Genomic DNA, 21,778 nt, shown 5'->3' with positions numbered 1-21,778 from the left:
TTAATGAAAGAATACAGTGCGTGTACTACTATTTTAGTTGGCAAAAAAGCTTCGATTGATGGTTCGACCATGATTGCTCGTAATGATGATACTTTTCGTCCCATTACACCGCAAAAATTTATCATCAGACCTGCTGCTAAAAATGAGTCAGGTCGTAAAATTAAGTCTTGGTTGAATAAGTTTGAACTAGACTTGCCTGAAAATGCTCAAGCTGTTCCGGCTGTACCAAATGTTGATTACAAAAACCGTGGATATTACGATGAAAGTGGTATTAATAAAGAAAACGTGGCAATGTCATGTACTGAATCAACATACGGTAATGAACGTGCGCTTGCTTTTGATCCACTAGTAAAAGACGGTCTTGATGAGGATTGTATGCAGTCTGTTGTTTTACCTTATATTCACTCCGCCAGAAATGGTGTTGAATATTTAGGTAAACTAATTGCCAAATATGGCTCACCAGCAGGTAATTCAGTCCTTTTTGGTGATAAGGATGAAATTTGGTACATGGAAATCGTTACCGGTCATCATTGGGTGGCACAGCGTATTCCAGATGATGCTTATGCCATAGCTGCTAACCGTGTATCAATTGAACAAGTGGACTTTGATGATTCAGACAACTTTATGTGGAGTGAAGGCATTCAAGAGTTTGTGGCGCAACATCATTTAAACGTTGATCACCAGGGTTGGAATTTCCGCCATATTTTTGGTACCTATAGTCAGCAAGATCGATTTTATAATACTAACCGCGTGTGGTACGGTCAAAAATATTTTAATCCTGAAATTGAGCAAGATCCTACTGACGGAGATTTGCCATTTATTCGTCGAGCAGCTAAGAAAATTACCAGAGAAGACATTGAATTTGTGCTTGGTAGCCATTACCAAAACACACCTTATGATCCCTTTGGCAAAGGAACAGAAGAAGAAAAACATCGTTTCCGTCCTATAGGATTGAATAGAACGCAAAATTCACATATTTTACAGATAAGAAACGATGTTGAAAGTGATAAGGCTGCAATCATGTGGTTATGTATCGGCGGACCTACATTCACACCTTTTGTGCCATTTTTTGCCAATATGAATGACACTGATCCTTCATACAACAATACTTCTATGGAATATAATCTTGATGATGCTTGGTGGTATTATAAATCTTTGGCTGTTTTAGTAGAAAGTCATTACCCACAATTTGTGCAATTAGATACTGACTATTTAAATGAACTTAACCAATACTATCGCAGGCGTGTAGAAGATGTGATTGCTCAAGCTCAAGGCAAAACTGGTGATGAATTGACTTCATATTTGACTAAGGCTAATCAAGAAACAGTGACTTATACTCGCAAACGGTCAGAAAAATTGTGGGCACAAATGATGATTGACTCAATCAATATGTCTAAATTAACCTTTAATATGGATGAAAATCTCTAAAAAAACTTGAACATAATTCATGAAAGCGATATTATTAATATGGCAAGTGAATAAGAGTGGATTTGTTAGCTACAATGTGGCGCAAGACTCACTTATCCTTAATCTGAGGATGAGTGAGTCTTTTTTTGTCAAAAGGGAATGAAAATGATTATTAAAAAAATACTGAATAACGGCGGAGTAGTGACCACTAATAAAAATGGGGCAGAAATTGTTGTCTTGGGAAAAGGGATTGCTTTTGGCAAAAAAGTAGGAGATACCATTCCTAAAGACAAAGTTTATAAAATTTTTTCTCCGGTAAGTGACGAACAAAGAAAAGTTTTATTGCAAACGATTCACGAAACAGATCCCATCTTTTTTCAAATTGCACAAAAAATTGTTGATAGGTTAAAAAGGGAAGAAGGGATAGAGCTCGCAGACAGTGTTTATATTACTTTGACTGATCATTTGGCAACCAGCGTAGAAAGGGGAAAGAAGGGACTTTATTTAAGCAATAGTTTTCTGTGGGAAATTCAGAATTATTATCCGAAAGAGTATAGATATGGAATTTGGGCTTTAAAGTTATTAAATAAGCAGTTTAAGTTAAATTTTCCAGAAGATGAAGCCGGTTTTATCGCCGTTCATATTATTAGTGGAGAGTTAGGTAACGATATTAGTGATTTCAAGAAATCAGTTGATTTTATTAAGGAAATTACCAAAATAGTTCGTTATTACTTTAAGATAAATATTGATTATCAATCTTTAAGTTATAACCGGTTCGTAATACATTTAAAATTTTTTTGGAAATATATGGTCTATCAAAAGGATAAAAAATCTTTTGGTGACTTGAGTAGTGAAATTCTTGAGGTCATAAAAAACAGTGATGTTGCCGCTTATAAATGTGCTTTGAAGATCAAAGAATATATCACTAAGACATACAATTATGATCTTAGCAACGAAGAAGTAATGTATTTAGCCATTCACATAAACAAAATAACTTCAGAAACGGAGAAAAAGAATGAAATACGAAGAGATGATTAAAGAAATTTTAGCTGCAATTGGAGGTGCAGATAATATTCAATCTGTGGTCCACTGTTCAACTAGACTGCGGTTTGTTTTGAAAAATGATCAAAAAGCGAATCCCGAACAAGCCGAAAAGATTGACGGTGTCCTGCAAGTAATACAAAAAGGAGGACAATTCCAATTTGTAATAGGAAATAATGTGGGAGAAGTATACGACCAACTTGCAAGTGATATTAAGCTGGAAGACTCTCAATCCAATGCTGAAAATCCAAGTGGTGAGAAGAAAAAAGTAAGTATCTTTGATGCAATTATCAGTGCGATTACTGGTTCGATTGCCCCTGCTATACCTTTATTAGCGGGGGCTGGTATGGGTAAGGTCTTACTCTTGATTTTGACAATTACTCATGTAATGTCTGATAAAAGTCAAACATACCAACTTTTAAATTTGATTTTTGATACGGGATATTATTTTATCCCAGCTTATGTTGGCTTTTCTGCCGCAAAAATATTTAAAACGGATAGTATGCTAGGTGCATTCATCGGTTTAGTTACCGTCAATCCTAATTGGGTGGGCATCGTAACAGCAAATAAGCCATTTAAGTTTTTAGGGTTGCAAGTGCCACTAATTCAATATTCTTCGACTTTAATCACTGCAATTCTGTCTGTATGGATAATGTCGTACATTTATAGGTTTGTTAGGAAAATCACACCAGGTATGGTTAAAGTTTTCATGGAACCAATGCTGACGATGTTACTTACTGCTCCCTTAGTATTTTTATTTATTGGTCCACTTTCAAACTGGATTTCTCAAGGTATTGCGTTTATTTCAATGTGGTTATTCCGTAATGCCGGCTTCATAGCAATTCCTATTTTAGCTGCCGCATATCCATGGTTGGTTTCAGTTGGTATTCATAAAGCTTTATCGCCTATTAGTATTCAATTAGTGGCTGAACAGGGTTTTGATCCGATTATTCGTGTCGTTGCGCTTTGTTCTAATATCTCACAAGCGGCAGCTTCACTTGCAGTTGGCTTAAAAAGCAAAGATAAAAAGTTAAAATCTCTTGCCCTTTCGTCAAGTGCGACAGCCTTTTTAGGTGGTATAACAGAACCGGCATTATTTGGTGTTAACCTTAAGCTAAAAAAGCCAATGTATGGCGCAATGATTGGAGGAGCAATTGCCGGCTTAGTAGCTAGTTTCTTGAAGTTAAAAGCATTTATTTATGTTACTCCCGCTATTTTAAGTTTACCAATGTGGGTTTCTAAGACTGAAAACTTTGTCATACAGGCAATCATTATTATGATAGTTGCCAGTATTGTCACTTTCATAGCTACCTGGCTAATCGGTTTTGATGACCCGGTTCAGACAGAGCAGGTAGAAAGTAAACAAGATAAGGTTAATTCTCAACGTCATCCAAGTTTTAACTTAAAAGCACCTGTTAAAGGAAAACTAGAAGACATTACACAAGTTAGCGATCCGACATTTTCGAGCAACGTGATGGGAAAAGGCATTGCTATAATACCAGAAGAAGGTCGCATTGTTGCACCTGCTGATGGAGTAGTTAGCGCTGTTTTTGAAAGTCAACACGCGATTGGATTGCATTTAAAAAATAACGCAGATGTTCTAATTCACATTGGCATAGATACGGTTGAATTAAAAGGTCGCGGCTTTGAGCAATTTGTCAAAAAGGGAGACGAGGTTAAAGAAGGACAAGAGCTGATTAGATTTAATATTGCTGAAATAAAAAAAGCGGGTTATGATCCCACGGTTTTAATGGTTGTAACCAATACTAAAGACTTTTTGCAAGTATTACCAATAATAGATAAAGACGCAGCAAAGAAAAATGTATCGGATAACGACAACGTCATGTTACTAGTTTAGGAGAGAATATGGATTATTATAATGTTCCCCCAAATTTTATTTGGGGCTTGGCAACTTCAGCAAATCAAGTTGAAGGAGCCTGGAATGAGGGTGGAAAAGGTTTTTCAATTGCAGATGTTGAAAAGTACGATTCAGCTAAAGACCCAAATGATTATCAAAAAGTAAACCAAATAACGACTAGTGATATTCAAACAGCAATGGCAGATAAAAACACGGCTGCTTACGGTAAAAGACATGGGGTAGATTTTTATCATCGTTATGACAGCGACCTCACCCTTTTAAAACAAACAGGAATCAGTGCTTTGAGAACTTCAATTGCCTGGAGTAGAATTTTTCCTCAAGGTGACGAAAAAGAACCCAATTTAGATGGCTTAAAATTTTACGACCATTTATTTGCTAAGATGCAGGCTTTAAAAATTCAACCTATAATCACTTTGTCCCATTATGAAATGCCACTGCAATTAGTATTAAAATATAATGCTTGGTACGATAAAAAAGTTGCTGATTATTTCGTTAAATTCGCTAAATTAGTCATTGATCGCTATCATGGGTTGATAAAATACTGGATACCCATCAACGAAATAGATAGTATTTTGCGCCACCCATATTCTTCTGGGGGCTTAGTTGAAGACAGGTTTCCTCATAAAAATTTTCAAGAGGTAATTTATCAGGCTCTGCATAATCAAATTACTGCTTCTGCAGCGATTACAAGTTACATTCATGAAAATTATTCTGACCTGATGGTTGGCAGTATGATCACTAGTACGATGGTTTACCCTTATAATAGTGATCCGCAAAATATGTTGCAGGCTACAGCTGTGATGCGGGAAAGTTTGAATTTTAGCGACGTGCAGATACGAGGTCAATATCCTCCTGTTTTATTGCAGAAAATAAAGAATTTACAACTTGATGTAAAAATGACGAAGCAGGATTTAGAGACCATTGCCAAGGGCACAGCAGATTTTGTTGCTTTTTCATACTATTCTTCTGTTTGTACTGCTTATAATACTGACGGACTCAAAGTCACTAAGGCTAATAGGACTGCAGGAGTGTTTAACAAATATCTCCCTGTAAGTGAATGGGGCTGGCAAATTGACCCAATCGGTTTAAGATTAACATTGATTAATTTATATGATAGATACCAAAAGCCCTTGTTTATAGTTGAAAATGGGCTAGGTGCTAAAGATACATTGACTGAAGACCAAAGGGTTCACGATGAGTATCGCATAGATTACTTGAAAAAACATATTGCACAAATGCTTGAATCAGTTAATAATGATGGCATTGAATTAATGGGTTATTTAATGTGGGGTACAACTGATATGGTTTCAGCTTCAACTACTCAAATGTCTAAACGTTATGGTCTAGTTTACGTTGATCTCGATGATGACGGCAAGGGAACGTATCAGCGATATAAAAAGGATTCTTTTTATTGGTACAAAGATTTATTATCTTATGATCGACAGATACCCAAAAAGTTTTTTGAATAGGACAATTTTTACTTAAATAAAAAGCCTGGGAGGCCCCAGGCTTTTCTTATTTCTCAATTTTATTGTTCATAGTTGAATGGCGCATGCCATAAACCAAATAAATAATAATGCCAATAATTGACCAAATTAGCATGTATTTCTTAGCTTGAAGGTCTAGGCCCCAAAATACAGCTAATGAACCTAAAAATGCTAAAAGCGGTAAAACAGGGTACCAAGGCATTTTGAATGCTGGATCAACGATGTCTTTTCCTTCTCGCGGTCTTAAACGGTAAATCCCAATTGACACGAACATAAAGGCAATTAAAGTTCCGGCAGAAACTAATTGTGTTAGGAATGTAAATGGTATAAAAGACGAGATAATGATTGAAACAATGGCGATGGTCCATAACGAATTGGCTGGGCGATGTTCACGATTTAACTTACCCAGTTGTTTAGGTAACATGCCATCACGTCCAAGTGAGTAAACTAAACGTGAGCTTGCCATACAAAGCCCAATTAAGGCCGTAAACATACCTAAAATTGCGATTGATTGCACAATAGTAGCAATGTGAGTAAAACCGGTTTTTCTCAAAGCATAACCAACTGGCTCAGCCGAGTTTAGGTATTGTTGATAAGGTACCATGCCAACCAGAACTAAGCTTACTGCCACAAATAAAGCCACAGCAATGAACAATGAGCCAATAATTCCTTTTGGCAGTGTTTTTTGAGGATTAACAGCTTCTGCTGAGTTAGACGCTATGGTATCAAATCCTAAAAATGAAATATAAATCATGGAAACCCCAGCGTAAATACCTTGCCAGCCACCAAACGGTCCGTTTGCGGTTGCGCGGTAATGAGGAATAAATGGAATAAAATTAGCTTTTTTAACAACTGTCAAGCCCACAATAACAAAAAGCAATATTGCTAAAACTTTGACTACTACTAACACATTTTCTACGCGAGAGGCTTTTGAAACACCAAAACTGACTAAAAATGCGGCCAGTAAAATTGCTATTAATGCCACTAAATCAACTAAACCACCATTGACACCTAATGGATTAGCTAAGGCAGCTGGTAATTTCCAACCAAGCGGTGCAATTAATGCACGCAGATTAGCTGACAAGCCTGAACTAATAAAGGCCATTCCAATTAAATATTCAGCTAATAGGGCCCAGCCGGAAAACCAACCCCAAAATTCTCCAAAAATCACGTTAATCCAAGAATATACGGAACCAGCAAAAGGCATCGCCGCAGCCATTTCGGCATAAGCAAATGCAACTAAACCAGCTACAATTGATGCTATGACACATGAAATAGCCACCGCAGGTCCAGTATGTAAAGCTGCAACTTCACCTGGTAAAGTAAAAATTGAAGTTGAAACTATAGTCCCTACACCAAGCGCCAAAAAATCACGCACTTTAAGTGTTCTAACTAAATGACCGTCTTTTTCCTGATAAATGCCAGGATCTTCTTTACGGTTCATTTTTTCCCATAAATTCACTGTTTATGCTCCTTAAAGTTTAGTGTTTAATTTACAAATTAATTTATCAGCGAACCAGCAAAAAGTTCACACAGTAAGTGACTAGGGTGTGAACTTTTTTAATATAAATTAAAAGATCAGAACTAACATTTTTTGCAAATTAACAATTTCAATAAAAAAAGTGGTACTTAAATTAATAATTTTCGTACCAACTTTTTGATAAATTTTAAGAATAACTCAATTTATAATCGCTATATAAATATCCAAAAAATTCATTAAAAACCATGATACAAATTTTTATAGTGAAAAGCAAGGACTTGTGTCTTTTGCATACTTAAAATCCGGTTTTCAAGATCGTCAATTACCAACATTTTTGCTATACTGGTTCAAGGTGAGAGTAATGAACGAACTCGAAAAAAATGAAATTTTAGGTGACCTATACGCATACTATGGTCGTCTTTTAACCAGAAGCCAACAAAATTATTTTGAGGATTATTATTATAATGATTTATCTTTAGGAGAAATAGCTGCCAACCATCATGTTTCTCGACAGGCAGTCTACGATAATTTACGTCGCTGCCGTAAACTTTTAAAAAATTACGAAGATAATTTACATATGAAGCGTGATTACAATAAAATAGAGCTTAATTTAGACCATGTTATATCCGCAATAAAAAAAGACAATCCAAATGAGGCTTTGGAGCTGTCCACTAATCTATTAAAACAACTAAGGGGAGAATAAATATATGGCATTTGAAAATTTAAGTGAGAGGATTCAAAAGGCCTTAAAAAATTTAACCGGTAAAGGAAAAATATCAGAAGACGATATCAACAGTGCCAGTCGTGAAATAAGACTTGCATTGCTTGAAGCCGACGTCAATTTTAAAGTTGTGAAAGACTTTATTAAGAAAATTAAGCAGGAAGCACTAGGAAAAGAAGTCCAAGAAAGTCTTAATCCCGGTCAGCAGGTTATTAAAATTGTCAATGATGAATTGACTAAGATGATGGGTGATAGTGCCGTAACTTTAAATAAGTCTAAGCACATTCCAACCGTAATTATGATGGTGGGACTTCAAGGTACTGGTAAAACAACTACTGTCGGTAAGCTAGCCAACCTATTAATGCAAAAAGAAAAAGCCCGCCCTTTATTAATCGCAGGAGATATATACCGTCCTGCTGCTATTGACCAGTTGCAGCAAATTGGCGACCAATTAAAAGTTCCGGTTTATAGCGAAAAGGACCAAAAAGATGTGGCTCAAATTGTTCAAAATGGTTTGCGGCAAGCTGAAACAAACAAAAATGATTATGTCATTATCGATACGGCCGGTCGTCTGGAAATCGATGAACCGCTAATGGCGGAACTTGAGCAAGTTAAAAAGGTGGCGCAGCCAGATAACATTTTATTGGTAGTAGATGCCATGACTGGTCAAGCTGCAACAGATGTTGCCCAAGGATTTGATAGCCGTTTAGATATTACTGGTGTCATTTTAACTAAACTTGATGGTGATACCCGTGGTGGTGCTGCTTTATCAATTAGGGCAGTGACTGGTAAACCGATTATTTATACTGGGCAGGGTGAAAAACTAACAGATTTAGAACAGTTCTACCCTGACCGCATGGCATCAAGAATCTTGGGCATGGGTGACATGCTGACTTTGATCGAAAAAGCTCAACAAGATTATGATGCCAAAAAGGCTGAAGAAGTTGCTGAAAAGATGAAGGAAAATACTTTCGATTTCAACGACTTTGTCGATCAACTGGAACAAGTTGAAAAAATGGGCCCTCTTGATCAATTAATGAAGATGATTCCTGGAATGGCGAACAATCCGCAACTTAAAAATGCCAATTTTGATAAAAAACAGATTGTTTATGTTAAAGCCATTATTTCTTCTATGACAAAAGAAGAACGTGAAAACCCTGAATTACTTAATCCCAGCCGTAGAAGAAGAATTGCAGCGGGTTCTGGACGACCGGTAGTTGAAGTCAACAGAATGATTAAGCAATTTAAACAGGCACGCGATATGATGAGCAAAATTACCAAGGGTAATTTTAAAGGAATGGACAATCTACCGGGGATGAATTCTCCTATGGGACGAATGGCTATGCGTCACATGGGGAAGAAATTTAAGAAAAATAAGAAAAAACGGATGAAGGTCAAGAGGTATCACTCATAAAAAATTACCTGTTAAGTAAAAACACTTTACACCTAAAAAAATAAGTGCTATATTATTTAACGTAACTTTTAGGAGGAATAAATTTATGTCAGTAAAAATTCGTATGCGCCGCATGGGTGCTAAGAGAAAGCCATTTTATAGAATCGTTGTCGCTGATTCAAGAATGCCACGTGATGGTCGTTTTATTGAAGAAGTTGGTTACTATAACCCAGTTTCTGTTCCTAAGGAATTGAAATTAGACGAAGACAAGATTTTTGAATGGTTGAAGAAAGGTGCACAACCTTCAGATACTGTACGTTCACTTCTTTCAGGTGCAGGCTTAATGAAGAAACTGCATGATTCCAAATTCAATAAATAGTGAATCGTTTGTTAAAAGTTTGAAGTTGACTACTTCAAACTTTTTTCTTTGACTAGGAGAAATTATGCAATTTTATGATGTTGCACGGATATTGTCTACTCACGGACTTAAAGGGGAAGTAAAAGTTGCGTTAATAACCGATTTTCCTGAAGAACGGTTTGACTTGAATAAAAAGTTAGCTATCAAAAATGATCCCGAAACGGTTTTAACAGTCAGAAAAAGCAGACCCTTTAAGCAATTTTGGCTGATACAATTTAATGAAATTACCGATATTAATAGTGCTGAAAAGTTAATTGGTAAAATTTTGGTTGTCAGCGAACAAAATCAACATGAACTGCCTGCAGGATCTTATTATTATCGCGATATATTGGGCTGTGATGTGATAGATAATCAATCGGGGGGTAATTTGGGTCAAATAACTGGTATTGAAACTCCTGGTGCGAACGATGTCTGGGAAATTACCGAAGAAAACGGTAATGAATATTTAGTTCCCTATATAGATCAAGTTGTTAAAAAAATAGATGTTGAACATAAAAAAGTTTTTGTAGAACTCTTGGAAGGATTACGCAATGAAGATTAACGTATTGACGCTTTTTCCGGATATGTTTACTCCGCTGACGACTTCAATGCTCGGGCGTGGTCTTGAGGATGGTAAATGGCAGCTCAACTTAGTCAATTTTCGTGATTTTACCACTGATGTTCACCATCACGTTGATGATAGTCCTTATGGTGGCGGAGCAGGCATGGTCTTGCAAATTATGCCGATCAAAAAGGCACTCGACTCAGTTAGGAATAAAGGCAAAGTAATCATTACCGCGCCGCAGGGTAAAACTTTTAATCAAAAAATGGCCCAAAAGTGGTCTCAAGCAGAAAATCTCACATTTATTTGTGGTCACTATGAAGGTTTCGACCAGCGCATTTATGATTTAGCTGATGAAATTGTTTCAATCGGAGATTATGTCCTAACGGGTGGGGAATTACCGACAATGAGTATGATTGATGCAACAGTTAGATTGATACCGGGAATTTTAGGCAATAATGCCTCACCGGTGGAAGAAAGCTTTGCTCACGGTTTGCTGGAATATCCCCAATATACTAGACCTGATGATTTTGAAGGTATGAAAGTCCCTGCTGTTTTAACGTCTGGCAATCACCAAAAAATTGCTCAGTGGCGGCATAAGGAAGCTTTGCGGGCAACTTATTTGTATCGCCCAGATTTGCTTAAAAACTATACTTTGAGTAAAGAAGAAGAAAAAATGCTGGCACAAATAAAGCAGGAAGAAGATCAAACTTGATTTTAGCTGTTAATTTTGCTAGTATAACTGAAGTGTGAATTTATTTTGCACTACTAGTTAGGGGTATTCCGCTGACGTAAATGACGTGAATGAATGCCGCAGAAGGAGAAAATAAAAATGGATCCATTAATTCAAGAATTAACCAAAGAACAATTACGTGACGATATTCCTGACTTTCGTGCAGGGGACACAGTTCGTGTTCATGTTCGTGTTGTTGAAGGCTCACATGAACGTATTCAGATGTTTGAAGGCGTAGTTATCAAGCGTAAGGGAACTGGTATTGGTGCCAGCTACACTGTACGTAAGATCGCATCTGGTGTTGGTGTTGAGCGTACTTTTCCAGTAAACGATCCACGTGTTGCCAAGGTTGAAGTATTGCGTCACGGTCGTGTACGTCGTGCTAAACTTTACTACTTACGTGATCGTCACGGCAAGTCTGCTAGAATTGCAGAAAAGCGTCGTTAAATTAACGCTTAAGTAAAAGAGAATCATTCCATAAAGGGATGATTCTCTTTTTTGTTTATGTTAAAATCTTCAGCAAAATATTTTTTATGGAGGGTAGAATTATGAATGAACCATTTTTATTAAATTTTGATACTAGTCCAAATGCAGTTTTAGAACCAGAGCACGAAAAAGAAATTAATCACTTTCATTTTCAACCTAAATTGCTGTTTGCATTTTTAACTACAGCTGCAATCAATCAATTTTTAGCTTGTCACCCTCATAAACAAGTGGGATTTTTTGAATGTTTTGAAGGAAAAACTCCCATTTATGAAGTTGATTTAGATGGAGCAAAGTTTACCCTTTGTCAGGCTAAAATGGGGGCCGCGGCCGCTGTGCAACTGTTAGATTGGTTAATAGGTTACGGTGTTAAACAGATTTTAGCAACTGGCTCAGCAGGTTGTTTGGTTGATTTACCAGAAAATTATTTTCTCGTGCCTATAAAAGCCATAAGAGACGAAGGTACGTCATTTCATTATTTAAAACCAGGAACATTTGTCGCATTAGAATCTGCATTTTTAGACAAAACAAAAAAGCTAATGAACGGAAATGGTTTTACGGTTAAAGAAGTAACTACGTGGACTACTGATGGTTTTTTTAGAGAAACTGCCAAGAAAGTAAAACAGGCTAAAGCACTGGGCGCCTCATGTGTTGAAATGGAATGTGCAGCGCTCGCTGCTTGTGCACAATTTAGAGGGGTCGACTTTGCACAAATATTATTTACAGCAGATTCTCTTAAAGATGTAAAAAAGCATGAAGAAAGAGGCTGGGGCAGGGATGCTCATGAAGCAGCAATTAGTTTAGCTGCTAATATCATTAGTGAAATTTGACCAAGTTTGTGAAAAAATACTACTGTGGAACCAAGGTGAAACAGCCACATAATTCACAAGGTATCTAAATACATGCCTAATAATCAACGTTTTTACTTATAAAAATTTGTGAAAGCAAATATAGCATTGCTTGTGGAAAGTTAATTTTTTCCTTTTGTAAGAGTATTTTAAGCCGTTTTAAGATAGTCATAAAAATGACTAAAAGATACTTGCTAGCTTAGAGAAACCTTAAATTTAGCCAGATTAAGGCTACGGTTAAAATGAGTCTTATGAACCAGTGAATCCAAGTAATTTGGTGATGGAGAGAAAAACCATTTGCTAAAGCGGTAAGTAAAAGTGCTACTAGAAATATAGTAGTTAAAAGTGGTATCTTTAGAATACATCCAGAAATAACGCCTATTGCAAACAAAACGTTAATCATGATCAACCAAATTGGTAGACTAGTGATTAGCAGAAAGCTGGCGCTAATCATAAGAGCACCATAGATAATAGTTAAAGAGATTGTTAGATATGACATTTTAATACCTCCTGCTAAAATTTAATCATCTGGGGTCGACCCTACATCAAGGGGATAATTATGTATTTGAAAGAATTTATCCAAAAGGAAAATACTACACGTGATACAGTTAGACATTATATCTACTTAAACTTATTAACTCCTGCTCGTAAGGGAAGAAACTATTGGTTTACTGAAAACGAATGTGATATTTTTGAAGCAGTAAAAGAGTTTCAAGACTTGGGTTTTTCACTGCAAGAAATTAAGGAAATAAAAAAACTACACGATGAATCGTGTAGTACTGAAAAGCAGCGTAAGCAAAACTTAAAATTGATTGCAGAAAAAATCACTACTATATCTGCCAAAATTAACAAATTAAAAATGCAGAAAAAGGTACTGGGAGAAGTAGGAGAAATTTTACAGAAAAAAAAGCACTATTGAATCAAGAGAAAAATAGTGCAAATTTTTAACTTAAACTATTGAACTCCGATAAAGACCAACAACTTTACCCAGGATATGTACACTGGATAAGATAATTGGATCCATCGTATCATTTTCAGGTTGTAGGCGATAATGACCTTTTTCCTTATAAAAGCGCTTGACAGTAGCTTCATTTTCATCAGTCATTGCTACTACTATCTCACCGTTAATTGCCGTACTTTGCTTGCGGACAATGACATTATCACCATTTAAAATACCAGCATTAATCATACTTTCACCGTGAACTCTCAACATGAAGAGGTCACCAGCATCATTAGCTAAATCAGGCGGCAGAGGAAAATAATCTTCGATATCTTCAACTGCCAAAATCGGTTGACCAGCTGCCACATCACCAATAACAGGAATTTCATTAGGCTTGATGCCAATAGCTTTTTTGCCTTCTTCAGTTATTTCAAGAGCTCGGGGCTTCGTTGCATCTTTAATTAAATATCCTTTACGCTCTAAACGAGATAAATGTCCGTGAACGGTAGAAGTTGACGATAGGTCAACTGCATGGCAAATTTCACGAACAGTTGGTGGAAAGCCGCGATCTGCCACGGTTTCATAAATATAACGTAAAATTTGTAACTGCTTGGTATTTTGTTTCGTCGTCATTGTAATCTCCAGTATTTTAAACGTTTTCTTGATACTATTTATTTTAGCAGATTTATTTTGATACTACAAACAAATGTTCTGAAAAATCTTAAACTTTTTTTATTACCAAAAATAAGGTAGACTTTCATAATTGAGAGGTGCGAAAATGACAGAAGATAATGAACAAAAATTAATTAATCGTATTAATGAACTTTATCATAAGAAAAAAAGCAGTGGTTTGACTGCTGCAGAGGAAAACGAAAGAAAAAAATTACATCAGGAATTTATTAAAAATTTCAGAGCTGGTTTTAAACAAGATGTTGAGAATTTGGTCATTATTGATAAAAATGGCAAGGAAATAACATCTGAAAAAGCCAAAAAAGCACAACGTCAGAAAGGTTTAAGAAAAGATTAACTTTGACCTTTAATTTTACTTAATTTTTAGGTAAGATATACCTATTGGACAAATTGAGGTGATTTTTTATGAAATTGGGTTTAGCTATTTTTTTAATTGTTATAGCACTTTTATTAGGCCTAGTCGGTGGTTTTTATGGTGCAAGAGCATATATGAAAAAATACTTTAAGGATAATCCGCCAATTAGTGAAGATATGATTGTTGCTATGATGTCACAAATGGGACAAAAACCTTCAGCCAAGAAGGTTAACCAAGTGATGAACATGATGAAGCACCAAAAATAAAAATTTGCTAAATTGAAATAAAGGCGGAGCGTATGTCTCCGTTTTTTTATTGTTAATGTTCAGGTGAAACATGGGAATATTTTTTAAATTAGGTTGGTTTTTTAAAAAGGAAAAAAAGCGTTACCTTATTGGTGTCACATTTTTGGCACTTACTTCTATTGTAAATTTAGTGCCACCTCGGATTTTGGGTTTGATGGCGGATCAATTAGACCGTGGTCATATTAGTTGGGAGCAATACGGACTGCTTATTTTGGCAATTATTTTTGCCGCACTTTTACTTTATGGCTTCCGCTATTTTTGGCGTAAGCAAATTTGGGGCGGTGCTGCTGAGTTGGAGCTGCAAATGCGGTCTAAATTGTTTAGTCATTTTATGGCAATGGATCGCACGTTTTATCAGCGTCACCGGACTGGCGACTTAATGGCTCATGCCACTAACGATGTTTCCGCAATTCAGGAAGTTGCAGGAGAGGGCGTTTTAACGCTAGTTGACTCGCTTATTATGAGTGTTTCCACCATGGTTGCCATGATTGCTTTTGTTGACTGGCGCTTAACCATTGTGGCTTTACTGCCTTTACCATTCTTAGCTTGGGGTGCTTGGAAATTAGGTGATCGTCTGCACGATGCTTTTGATAAATCTCAAGCTGCTTTCTCCAAGCTGAATAACAAAACGCAAGAATCTGTTTCTGGCATCAAGGTACTTAAAACTTTTGGGCAAGGCAAGGAAGACACGGAAGCCTTTGACCAGATGATTGATGAAACCATTAATATTAATAAAAAAGTATTTAAATGGGATTCACTGTTTGACCCTCTGGGAACTTTACTTATTGGACTAACATACACAATAACTATTATTTATGGTGGCTTGCTAGTTTTAAATAAAGTATTGACAATCGGGCAACTGGTTTCATTTATCGCATATATCGGCAACATGGTTTGGCCAATGTTTGCAATTGGCTACCTTTTTAATATCTTGGAACGCGGGAGCGCCAGTTATGACAGAGTTGAAAAATTGCTAAATGAAAAATCAGAAATTACGGATAAATACGCAGACCAGAGCCTCTCAGCAAAAGATATTGCGGGCAATTTGGAATATCACGTTAAATCTTTTGCCTATCCTGATGAACCAACAGTACCAGTATTAAAAAACGTTAATTTTACTTTGCATACAGGACAGACTTTAGGACTGGTAGGAAAAGTTGGTGCTGGAAAAACTACCATTATTCAATTACTACTGCGTGAATTTGACAAATATGACGGTGAAATTACTTTAAATGGTCATGACATCAGAGAAATTCCTCTTAATGTATTATTGCGTCAAATTTCTTATGTACCGCAGGATAATTACCTCTTTTCGACTAGTATCCAAAAAAACATCGCCTTTTCTAAAGCTGACAGCGATGAGAGTGCCATTGTATCTGCAGCTAAGAAAAGTGATTTGCACAATGATATTTTACAAATGCCAGGTGGCTACAATACTTTAGTTGGTGAAAACGGTGTTTCATTATCTGGAGGACAAAAGCAACGGATGTCAATTGCTCGCGCGCTTCTTAAGCAAAGTCAAATTCTGGTTTTGGATGACGCTTTATCAGCGGTTGATGCCAGAACTGAAATGGCAATATTAAAATCTTTAAGAAAAGAGCGCCAAGGTAAGACGACATTGATTGCAACGCATAGGTTGACTTCTGTAATGAATGCGGATTTAATCTTGGTTCTCAAAGATGGTCAAATTGTTGAACGCGGCACACACGATGATTTATTGAAATTGAACGGATGGTACGCTGATATGTGGCAAAGACAGGAATTAGAAGACAAGGTGGGTGAATAAATATGGATGATGAAAAATCTTTCCAGTCTGTTTGGTCTCAGGAAATTCCGGTAAAAGAACAACTTAGCATATTTAGACGACTTCTGCGTTTTGTCTTGCATTTTAAAAATGAAATGATAATCGCGGGCATTGGTGCTCTCCTTGTAAGTATTATTAATGTGCTATTGCCTTACGGTTTACAGTATTTTCTTGATAACTTCCTGGTTAAAACTGATGTAACAACACAGGTCATTTTATTTGCAGGTTTTCTTTACGCCTTCGGTTCAGTAATTAAAGGCATTCTGCAATTTACTTATGAATATTTTTTTGCTTTAGGTTCTGAAAAATCACTTGAAGGCTTGCGTGCTGAATTATACAAAAAGTTGCACACACTAGGGATGCGCTATTTTGACCAAACTCCAGCAGGTTCAATTGTTTCAAGAGTGACAAATGATACCATGACTTTGAGTAATTTCCTGACTGTTTTGTCAAGTGTTGTCATGTCATTCTTCTCTATCATTTCCGCCATGGTGGCAATGTTTTCAACAAATGTGACGGCCGGTTTTATAGTGTTGGCATTTTTACCACTGCTCTTAGTGATTATCTGGCAATATTCAAAAAGAAGTTCAAAACTTTATCGTAGTTATCGTGAAAGACTGAGTCGTATCAACACTAACTTAAACGAATCTATTGAAGGAGTCTCCTTAATTCAGCAGTTTAAGCAGGAAGATCGCATGACTAATAATTTTGAAGATGAAAACCATGCTTTGATGAAAACCAGGTTTGATATGATCAACCTTAATTCGCTCTTGCTTTCACCGTTAACTAGTTTGCTTTATTCCCTTGCTTTAGCCCTGACCCTAATGTACTTTGGTTTTCCTTTGAGAGAAACGTTTGTACCAGCAGGTGTGGTTTATGCCTTTTCACAATATATTTCGCAGTTCTTTAATCCAATTGCAAATATGATGGATCAAATGACTTTCTTCCAAGACGGAATTGTTGCCGGTAAAAGAATTTTTCGTATTTTGGACAATACTGATTATGAACCCCAACAGAATGCTGAAGCGGGTTTGACAATTAACCAGGGTAAGATTGAGTTCAAACATGTAAGTTTTTCTTATGATGGCAAGAACGAAATACTACATGATATCTCATTCACTGTTAATCCAGGCGAAACGTTGGGAATTGTGGGACACACCGGTTCCGGAAAAAGTTCTATTATCAACGTGATGATGCGCTTTTATGAATTTTATAAAGGCGAGGTCTTGATAGACGGAGTTGACATTAAGAAATATCCTAAAGAGGAATTACGTAAAAAATTAGGCTTAGTTTTACAGGAACCTTTTATGTTTTATGGTGATATTAATTCGAATATTCGCTTGTACAACAAAAATATCACTGATGAGCAGATCAAAGCAGCGGCCGAAACAGTTCAAGCTGATACTTTTATCGAAAACCTCCCAGGTAAATATCATGCTAAAGTTGGTGAAGGTGGTAGTGAATTCAGTCAGGGTCAAAGACAATTAATTTCATTTGCCAGGACTTTAGTAACTGATCCTAGAATTTTAGTTTTGGATGAGGCTACTGCAAATGTTGATACCGAAACGGAGACATTAATTCAACAAGGACTGAAACGCCTGCGTAAGGGTCGTACCACTTTAGCTATTGCACACAGGCTTTCAACGATTGTTGACGCAGACCAGATTATTGTTTTAAATGATGGTAAAATTGTTGAAAGAGGTAATCACGAAAAACTTCTTTCACAAAAAGGATATTATTATAATTTATACACGTTGCAAAATAGCCAAAAGTGAAAAAAAGCACAAGGATAAAAACTTGTGCTTTTTTGTAATTGCTATTGACAGCGTTTACATTATAGAGTAAATTTATCATGTTAGCAGTAGCTAAATTATGATTTTTTATAAGAAGGGAATTACAATGGAATATCATAAAATTAATCAAACTGATCTTGATAACTTAAGAAAATTCATTTCTGACCCAGAGAGATTTATTACCAAACCAACTACACACTGGGATCACGATCAATTTGGGACTGTAAAGGCCATGCCTGATTTAGTTATTCAACCAGTAACTAACGAAGAAGTTATGCATGTAGTTAAATATGCCAATGACAATAAAATACCTTTAGTTCCAAGAGGTAATTCAACTGGTTTAATGGGTGCTAACTTAGCAGTCGATGGCGGAATTTCACTTGACATGATTAAAATGAACAAGGTTTTGGAATATGATCCAGAAAGCTTGACCATGACTGTGCAAGCAGGTTTACGCTTAAAGGACCTTGATGAATACCTTGCAGATAAACCGTTTATGTACATGCCGGCACCTGCTATGCACTGGGCTACTATTGGCGGCAATGTTTCAACCAATGCTGGTGGACTTAAAGCTATCAAGTATGGAGTTACAAGAGAACATATCCGTGAAATCAAAGTAGTTTTGACTAACGGTAAATTGTATAAATTTGGCTCTAAAGCAGTTAAATCTTCATCTGGCTATTCGTTACGTGACCTAATTATTGGTTCAGAGGGTACTTTAGGCGTTGTCACAGAGGTAACAATTCGTCTTTACCCGAGACCGCACAAGTCAATTAATGCTATCATTCCATTTCCAACTTTAAATGATGCAATTAGATCTGTACCAGCAATTTTGAAGTCAGGTGTGGTACCAACTACAGTTGAATTTATGGGACGTAAAGTTGTTAAATTATGGGAAACTTACGCAAAAGATGAATTTCCAATTAAGCATGGTGATGGTTTTATCATTATCGGCTTAGATTCCTTCACAGAAAATGAATGGCGTGAAGAATTGAATGAAACTTTGGAAGCTGTCAAACCATTTAAAGCAGAAAAAGCAATTGTTTTAAGTGCTGACTCAGAAGAAGCTAAGAAGATTTGGAAATGCCGTGAAGAGTTGCTACTTGCTATTCAAAATTCAACACCTAAGATGGATGAAATTGATGTTTGTGTTCCAATTAATCATATTCCAGTAGTCTTGGACCGTATTGAAGAATTAGAAAAGCAACTAAATATCCGTATTCCAAACTTTGGTCATGCTGGAGACGGCAACTTGCACATTTACCTCTGCTCAGATGATATGACAGATGAAGAATATGCTAAAACCAGTGACAAAGTTATTTCTGAACTTTATAAAACTGCTAAATCTCTTGATGGTAATATGTCTGGTGAACACGGAATTGGTTATGCTAGAGCAAACTACTATGAAGACTTTTACGGTAAGGATTATACTGACTTACTGCGTAAGGTTAAGAGGTTATTTGATCCAAACTACATCGTTAACCCAGGTAAGATTTTTAAACCTTAAGTTTTAAAAATAGAAACTGAAATATAATGCAAAATAAAAAGCTGATAAATATTTATCAGCTTTTTTATTATTTAGCCAGCATATATTTTCGAGTCATCGGTAAGTTTTTACCAGAAGGACCCTTAGTTAGCAAATACTGTACTACATCAATATTGCCTGATTCAAAAGAAGCGGCGCAAGCTTGCAAGTACAAATCCCACATACGGGTAAAACGCTCACCCATATTTTTCTGAATTTCGTCTCGTTTGCTGTTAAAATTACTGTCCCAAATTTCCAAGGTTTTCTGATAATGTCTTCTAAGCATTTCCAGATCATCTATCTGCATGCCATTTTCAACTATATGGTTAACATTTTCGGTCAAACCGGGCACATAACCACCCGGGAATATATACTTATTGATCCAAGCATTTTTGGCTCCACCTTGTTGACGAGTAATGCCATGAATAAGAGCAATTCCGTCCTTCTTGAGGTACTTGGCTACATCAGCAAAATATTTTCCTAAATTTTCTTTACCAACATGTTCAAACATTCCTACAGAGGTAATGTAGTCCCAATGCTGATTTCCCAGTTCACGGTAATCTTCCAGTTTTACTTCTGCAACATCTTGCAAATTTTGATCGTAAATTTTCTTCTGGACTAGTTTATACTGTTCTTCACTGAGTGTGACACCAGTTACTTTTAAACCATATTCTTTAGCGGCAATTAGCATTAAAGTGCCCCAGCCACAGCCTATATCAAGTAAAGTTTTTCCTTTTTCAGGATGTAGTTTATTCAAGATATGATGAATTTTTGCCAACTGCGCAGCTTCTAAATCTTCGTTTCCATCTTCAAAATAAGCACATGAATAAGTTAAAGTAGGATCAAGCCATAATTTGTAAAAATCATTACCAATATCATAATGGCTTTGAACATCCTTTTCACTTTGTTCCTCAGTGTGTTTTTCTTTTGGTAGGAACTTGCGGAATTTACTTGAGCGCATAAAACTACCGGCACTTTCATAAGCACCACAAATTAATTTTTGCAGACTGCCTTTAATCTCAATTTTTTTATCCATGTATGCTTCTCCTAAAGCAAGGGAAGCATTTTTAGAAATAGCACTAGTCGGTATCTTTTCATTGAAAATAATCTCTATATCTGGAGTACCATTTCCGTAAACTTCACTTTTACCATCCCAGTATGTCACCTTGACAGGAAAGGGAAAAGATTTGCTTAACATAGTCCTGTAAAAAGCTTTTTCCAACAATTTTAAATTCCTCCGTCTAGATTTTCTACAATAATATTCTAACACTCGTTTTGAAAAAAAGACTTGGAGATTGTGTACTATAATTTTTATCTGGGTAGATAGTGAAAATTGGGATCTTGTTCGTGATCAATTTTATCCCAGGCTTTTTTCAACTTATTATCAAGTATTGCTTCATTTTCATGAGTTAGTTTTATTTTACGATCAACCATAAATGGCTCACCAAAACATACTTCTAAAGGCTGCCGCTTTAATAAACCGGTAAATGTTAGAGGACCTTGATAAACTACGGGTACAATCGGCTTATTTGACAGCTTAGCAATTGCAATTGTTCCGCCTTTCATTTCAGAAGAATGCCTGGTGCCAGAGGGGAAAATGATTAATGAATAATTGCCGTTTCTTAAGCCTTTAATAGGCGTTTTGAGAGCTGATGGACCGGGATGGTCACGGTCAACCGGAAAAGCATGGGCATGCTTTAAAATAAATCTTAATATTGGATTTTTGAACAATTCTATTTTTGCCATGAACATAAACTCTTTCGGGCTGGCTGCTAAGGCAAAGAGAATTGGTTCCCACCATGTGCGGTGTGGGGCAGCCAAAATATAATTGCCGTCAGGAATTCTCTCTTTGTGATTAACATGTAAATGTCCGTTTAATAGCCAAACTATGAATCTTGCTACCGGACGAATGAAATGATAAAACATAATTTCCTC

22 protein-coding genes are annotated in these 21,778 nt (G+C 36.3%); 17 read left to right on the top strand and 5 right to left on the bottom strand.

The window, feature by feature from the left end:
* Positions 1-3 precede the first annotated feature (3 nt).
* From LACWKB8_RS05420 to LACWKB8_RS05405, 4 genes are all read left to right on the top strand, one after another.
* Positions 4-1,428 carry a C69 family dipeptidase gene (locus tag LACWKB8_RS05420; protein WP_038523058.1) on the top strand — a complete coding sequence of 475 codons (1,425 nt, stop codon included), beginning with the start codon at positions 4-6 and terminating at the stop codon, positions 1,426-1,428.
* Between the two features lie 144 nt (positions 1,429-1,572).
* A complete protein-coding gene (locus tag LACWKB8_RS05415) occupies positions 1,573-2,445 on the top strand; it encodes a PRD domain-containing protein (protein ID WP_038523055.1) in 873 nt (290 codons plus the stop codon).
* Positions 2,423-4,306: a beta-glucoside-specific PTS transporter subunit IIABC gene (locus LACWKB8_RS05410; RefSeq protein ID WP_038523052.1), complete on the top strand. Its 1,884-nt coding sequence runs from the start codon at positions 2,423-2,425 to the stop codon at positions 4,304-4,306. The genes LACWKB8_RS05415 and LACWKB8_RS05410 overlap by 23 nt, the downstream gene beginning before the upstream one ends.
* An 8-nt stretch (positions 4,307-4,314) precedes the next feature.
* Entirely contained in the window at positions 4,315-5,796 is a 1,482-nt protein-coding gene (locus tag LACWKB8_RS05405) for a glycoside hydrolase family 1 protein (protein WP_038523049.1), read from the top strand.
* Between the two features lie 46 nt (positions 5,797-5,842).
* Here LACWKB8_RS05405 and LACWKB8_RS05400 read toward each other — a convergent pair whose 3' ends face one another.
* Complete coding sequence (locus LACWKB8_RS05400; protein WP_038523046.1) at positions 5,843-7,276, bottom strand: APC family permease; 1,434 nt, start codon at positions 7,274-7,276, stop codon at positions 5,843-5,845.
* Positions 7,277-7,655: 379 nt separating this feature from the next.
* On the opposite strand from LACWKB8_RS05400, the gene ylxM reads away from it, so the two are divergent.
* From ylxM to LACWKB8_RS05365, 7 genes are all read left to right on the top strand, one after another.
* Positions 7,656-7,997: a YlxM family DNA-binding protein gene (gene ylxM / locus LACWKB8_RS05395; RefSeq protein ID WP_038523044.1), complete on the top strand. Its 342-nt coding sequence runs from the start codon at positions 7,656-7,658 to the stop codon at positions 7,995-7,997.
* A 4-nt stretch (positions 7,998-8,001) separates the two neighbouring features.
* The gene (gene ffh / locus LACWKB8_RS05390) at positions 8,002-9,429 is read left to right on the top strand and encodes a signal recognition particle protein (protein WP_038523041.1); all 1,428 of its coding nucleotides are present in this window, start codon (positions 8,002-8,004) and stop codon (positions 9,427-9,429) included.
* 85 nt (positions 9,430-9,514) lie between these two features.
* The gene (gene rpsP / locus LACWKB8_RS05385) at positions 9,515-9,787 is read left to right on the top strand and encodes a 30S ribosomal protein S16 (RefSeq protein ID WP_038523039.1); all 273 of its coding nucleotides are present in this window, start codon (positions 9,515-9,517) and stop codon (positions 9,785-9,787) included.
* A gap of 64 nt (positions 9,788-9,851) precedes the next feature.
* The gene (rimM, locus tag LACWKB8_RS05380) at positions 9,852-10,367 is read left to right on the top strand and encodes a ribosome maturation factor RimM (protein ID WP_038523036.1); all 516 of its coding nucleotides are present in this window, start codon (positions 9,852-9,854) and stop codon (positions 10,365-10,367) included.
* Positions 10,357-11,082: a tRNA (guanosine(37)-N1)-methyltransferase TrmD gene (gene trmD, locus LACWKB8_RS05375; protein ID WP_038523033.1), complete on the top strand. Its 726-nt coding sequence runs from the start codon at positions 10,357-10,359 to the stop codon at positions 11,080-11,082. The genes rimM and trmD overlap by 11 nt, the downstream gene beginning before the upstream one ends.
* Before the next feature lie 117 nt (positions 11,083-11,199).
* Positions 11,200-11,547: a 50S ribosomal protein L19 gene (gene rplS, locus LACWKB8_RS05370; protein WP_038523030.1), complete on the top strand. Its 348-nt coding sequence runs from the start codon at positions 11,200-11,202 to the stop codon at positions 11,545-11,547.
* A 101-nt stretch (positions 11,548-11,648) separates the two neighbouring features.
* Positions 11,649-12,413 carry a nucleoside phosphorylase gene (locus LACWKB8_RS05365; protein ID WP_038523027.1) on the top strand — a complete coding sequence of 255 codons (765 nt, stop codon included), beginning with the start codon at positions 11,649-11,651 and terminating at the stop codon, positions 12,411-12,413.
* A 217-nt stretch (positions 12,414-12,630) separates the two neighbouring features.
* On the opposite strand, the gene LACWKB8_RS05360 is transcribed toward LACWKB8_RS05365, so the two are convergent.
* Positions 12,631-12,930 carry a hypothetical protein gene (locus LACWKB8_RS05360; protein WP_038523024.1) on the bottom strand — a complete coding sequence of 100 codons (300 nt, stop codon included), beginning with the start codon at positions 12,928-12,930 and terminating at the stop codon, positions 12,631-12,633.
* 60 nt (positions 12,931-12,990) lie between these two features.
* On the opposite strand from LACWKB8_RS05360, the gene LACWKB8_RS05355 reads away from it, so the two are divergent.
* Positions 12,991-13,350: a MerR family transcriptional regulator gene (locus tag LACWKB8_RS05355; RefSeq protein WP_038523021.1), complete on the top strand. Its 360-nt coding sequence runs from the start codon at positions 12,991-12,993 to the stop codon at positions 13,348-13,350.
* Positions 13,351-13,380: 30 nt separating this feature from the next.
* On the opposite strand, the gene lexA is transcribed toward LACWKB8_RS05355, so the two are convergent.
* Positions 13,381-14,004 carry a transcriptional repressor LexA gene (gene lexA / locus LACWKB8_RS05350; RefSeq protein WP_038523018.1) on the bottom strand — a complete coding sequence of 208 codons (624 nt, stop codon included), beginning with the start codon at positions 14,002-14,004 and terminating at the stop codon, positions 13,381-13,383.
* A 145-nt stretch (positions 14,005-14,149) separates the two neighbouring features.
* Between lexA and LACWKB8_RS05345 the strand changes: the two genes are divergently transcribed.
* From LACWKB8_RS05345 to LACWKB8_RS05325, 5 genes are all read left to right on the top strand, one after another.
* Entirely contained in the window at positions 14,150-14,398 is a 249-nt protein-coding gene (locus LACWKB8_RS05345; protein ID WP_038523014.1) for a DUF896 domain-containing protein, read from the top strand.
* Positions 14,399-14,466: 68 nt separating this feature from the next.
* Positions 14,467-14,682 (top strand): YneF family protein, encoded by a 216-nt coding sequence (locus LACWKB8_RS05340; RefSeq protein ID WP_038523011.1) that lies wholly within the window; start codon positions 14,467-14,469, stop codon positions 14,680-14,682.
* 70 nt (positions 14,683-14,752) lie between these two features.
* Positions 14,753-16,507: an ABC transporter ATP-binding protein gene (locus tag LACWKB8_RS05335; RefSeq protein ID WP_038523009.1), complete on the top strand. Its 1,755-nt coding sequence runs from the start codon at positions 14,753-14,755 to the stop codon at positions 16,505-16,507.
* A gap of 2 nt (positions 16,508-16,509) precedes the next feature.
* Positions 16,510-18,300 carry an ABC transporter ATP-binding protein gene (locus LACWKB8_RS05330; RefSeq protein ID WP_038523006.1) on the top strand — a complete coding sequence of 597 codons (1,791 nt, stop codon included), beginning with the start codon at positions 16,510-16,512 and terminating at the stop codon, positions 18,298-18,300.
* 124 nt (positions 18,301-18,424) lie between these two features.
* Complete coding sequence (locus LACWKB8_RS05325) at positions 18,425-19,825, top strand: FAD-binding oxidoreductase (RefSeq protein WP_038523003.1); 1,401 nt, start codon at positions 18,425-18,427, stop codon at positions 19,823-19,825.
* A gap of 67 nt (positions 19,826-19,892) precedes the next feature.
* On the opposite strand, the gene LACWKB8_RS05320 is transcribed toward LACWKB8_RS05325, so the two are convergent.
* Positions 19,893-21,068, bottom strand: coding sequence for a cyclopropane-fatty-acyl-phospholipid synthase family protein (locus tag LACWKB8_RS05320; protein ID WP_038523000.1), 1,176 nt, complete (start codon positions 21,066-21,068; stop codon positions 19,893-19,895).
* Between the two features lie 86 nt (positions 21,069-21,154).
* The gene (locus LACWKB8_RS05315) at positions 21,155-21,769 is read right to left on the bottom strand and encodes a 1-acyl-sn-glycerol-3-phosphate acyltransferase (protein WP_038522997.1); all 615 of its coding nucleotides are present in this window, start codon (positions 21,767-21,769) and stop codon (positions 21,155-21,157) included.
* Between the last annotated feature and the right edge of the window lie 9 nt (positions 21,770-21,778).

The sequence above is a fragment of the Lactobacillus sp. wkB8 genome (assembly GCF_000761135.1).
GTDB lineage: Bacteria > Bacillota > Bacilli > Lactobacillales > Lactobacillaceae > Lactobacillus > Lactobacillus helsingborgensis.
This window is presented reverse-complemented; position numbering and strand designations above follow the sequence as displayed.

What these genes read in the sequence shown, in the direction of transcription:
- LACWKB8_RS05420 (WP_038523058.1), top strand. Translation starts at nt 4, where the DNA reads ATGAAAGAATACAGTGCGTGTACTACTATTTTAGTTGGCAAAAAAGCT.
- LACWKB8_RS05415 (WP_038523055.1), top strand. Translation starts at nt 1,573, where the DNA reads ATGATTATTAAAAAAATACTGAATAACGGCGGAGTAGTGACCACTAAT.
- LACWKB8_RS05410 (WP_038523052.1), top strand. Translation starts at nt 2,423, where the DNA reads ATGAAATACGAAGAGATGATTAAAGAAATTTTAGCTGCAATTGGAGGT.
- LACWKB8_RS05405 (WP_038523049.1), top strand. Translation starts at nt 4,315, where the DNA reads ATGGATTATTATAATGTTCCCCCAAATTTTATTTGGGGCTTGGCAACT.
- ylxM (WP_038523044.1), top strand. Translation starts at nt 7,656, where the DNA reads ATGAACGAACTCGAAAAAAATGAAATTTTAGGTGACCTATACGCATAC.
- ffh (WP_038523041.1), top strand. Translation starts at nt 8,002, where the DNA reads ATGGCATTTGAAAATTTAAGTGAGAGGATTCAAAAGGCCTTAAAAAAT.
- rpsP (WP_038523039.1), top strand. Translation starts at nt 9,515, where the DNA reads ATGTCAGTAAAAATTCGTATGCGCCGCATGGGTGCTAAGAGAAAGCCA.
- rimM (WP_038523036.1), top strand. Translation starts at nt 9,852, where the DNA reads ATGCAATTTTATGATGTTGCACGGATATTGTCTACTCACGGACTTAAA.
- trmD (WP_038523033.1), top strand. Translation starts at nt 10,357, where the DNA reads ATGAAGATTAACGTATTGACGCTTTTTCCGGATATGTTTACTCCGCTG.
- rplS (WP_038523030.1), top strand. Translation starts at nt 11,200, where the DNA reads ATGGATCCATTAATTCAAGAATTAACCAAAGAACAATTACGTGACGAT.
- LACWKB8_RS05365 (WP_038523027.1), top strand. Translation starts at nt 11,649, where the DNA reads ATGAATGAACCATTTTTATTAAATTTTGATACTAGTCCAAATGCAGTT.
- LACWKB8_RS05360 (WP_038523024.1), bottom strand. Translation starts at nt 12,930, where the DNA reads ATGTCATATCTAACAATCTCTTTAACTATTATCTATGGTGCTCTTATG.
- LACWKB8_RS05355 (WP_038523021.1), top strand. Translation starts at nt 12,991, where the DNA reads ATGTATTTGAAAGAATTTATCCAAAAGGAAAATACTACACGTGATACA.
- lexA (WP_038523018.1), bottom strand. Translation starts at nt 14,004, where the DNA reads ATGACGACGAAACAAAATACCAAGCAGTTACAAATTTTACGTTATATT.
- LACWKB8_RS05345 (WP_038523014.1), top strand. Translation starts at nt 14,150, where the DNA reads ATGACAGAAGATAATGAACAAAAATTAATTAATCGTATTAATGAACTT.
- LACWKB8_RS05340 (WP_038523011.1), top strand. Translation starts at nt 14,467, where the DNA reads ATGAAATTGGGTTTAGCTATTTTTTTAATTGTTATAGCACTTTTATTA.
- LACWKB8_RS05335 (WP_038523009.1), top strand. Translation starts at nt 14,753, where the DNA reads ATGGGAATATTTTTTAAATTAGGTTGGTTTTTTAAAAAGGAAAAAAAG.
- LACWKB8_RS05330 (WP_038523006.1), top strand. Translation starts at nt 16,510, where the DNA reads ATGGATGATGAAAAATCTTTCCAGTCTGTTTGGTCTCAGGAAATTCCG.
- LACWKB8_RS05325 (WP_038523003.1), top strand. Translation starts at nt 18,425, where the DNA reads ATGGAATATCATAAAATTAATCAAACTGATCTTGATAACTTAAGAAAA.
- LACWKB8_RS05315 (WP_038522997.1), bottom strand. Translation starts at nt 21,769, where the DNA reads ATGTTTTATCATTTCATTCGTCCGGTAGCAAGATTCATAGTTTGGCTA.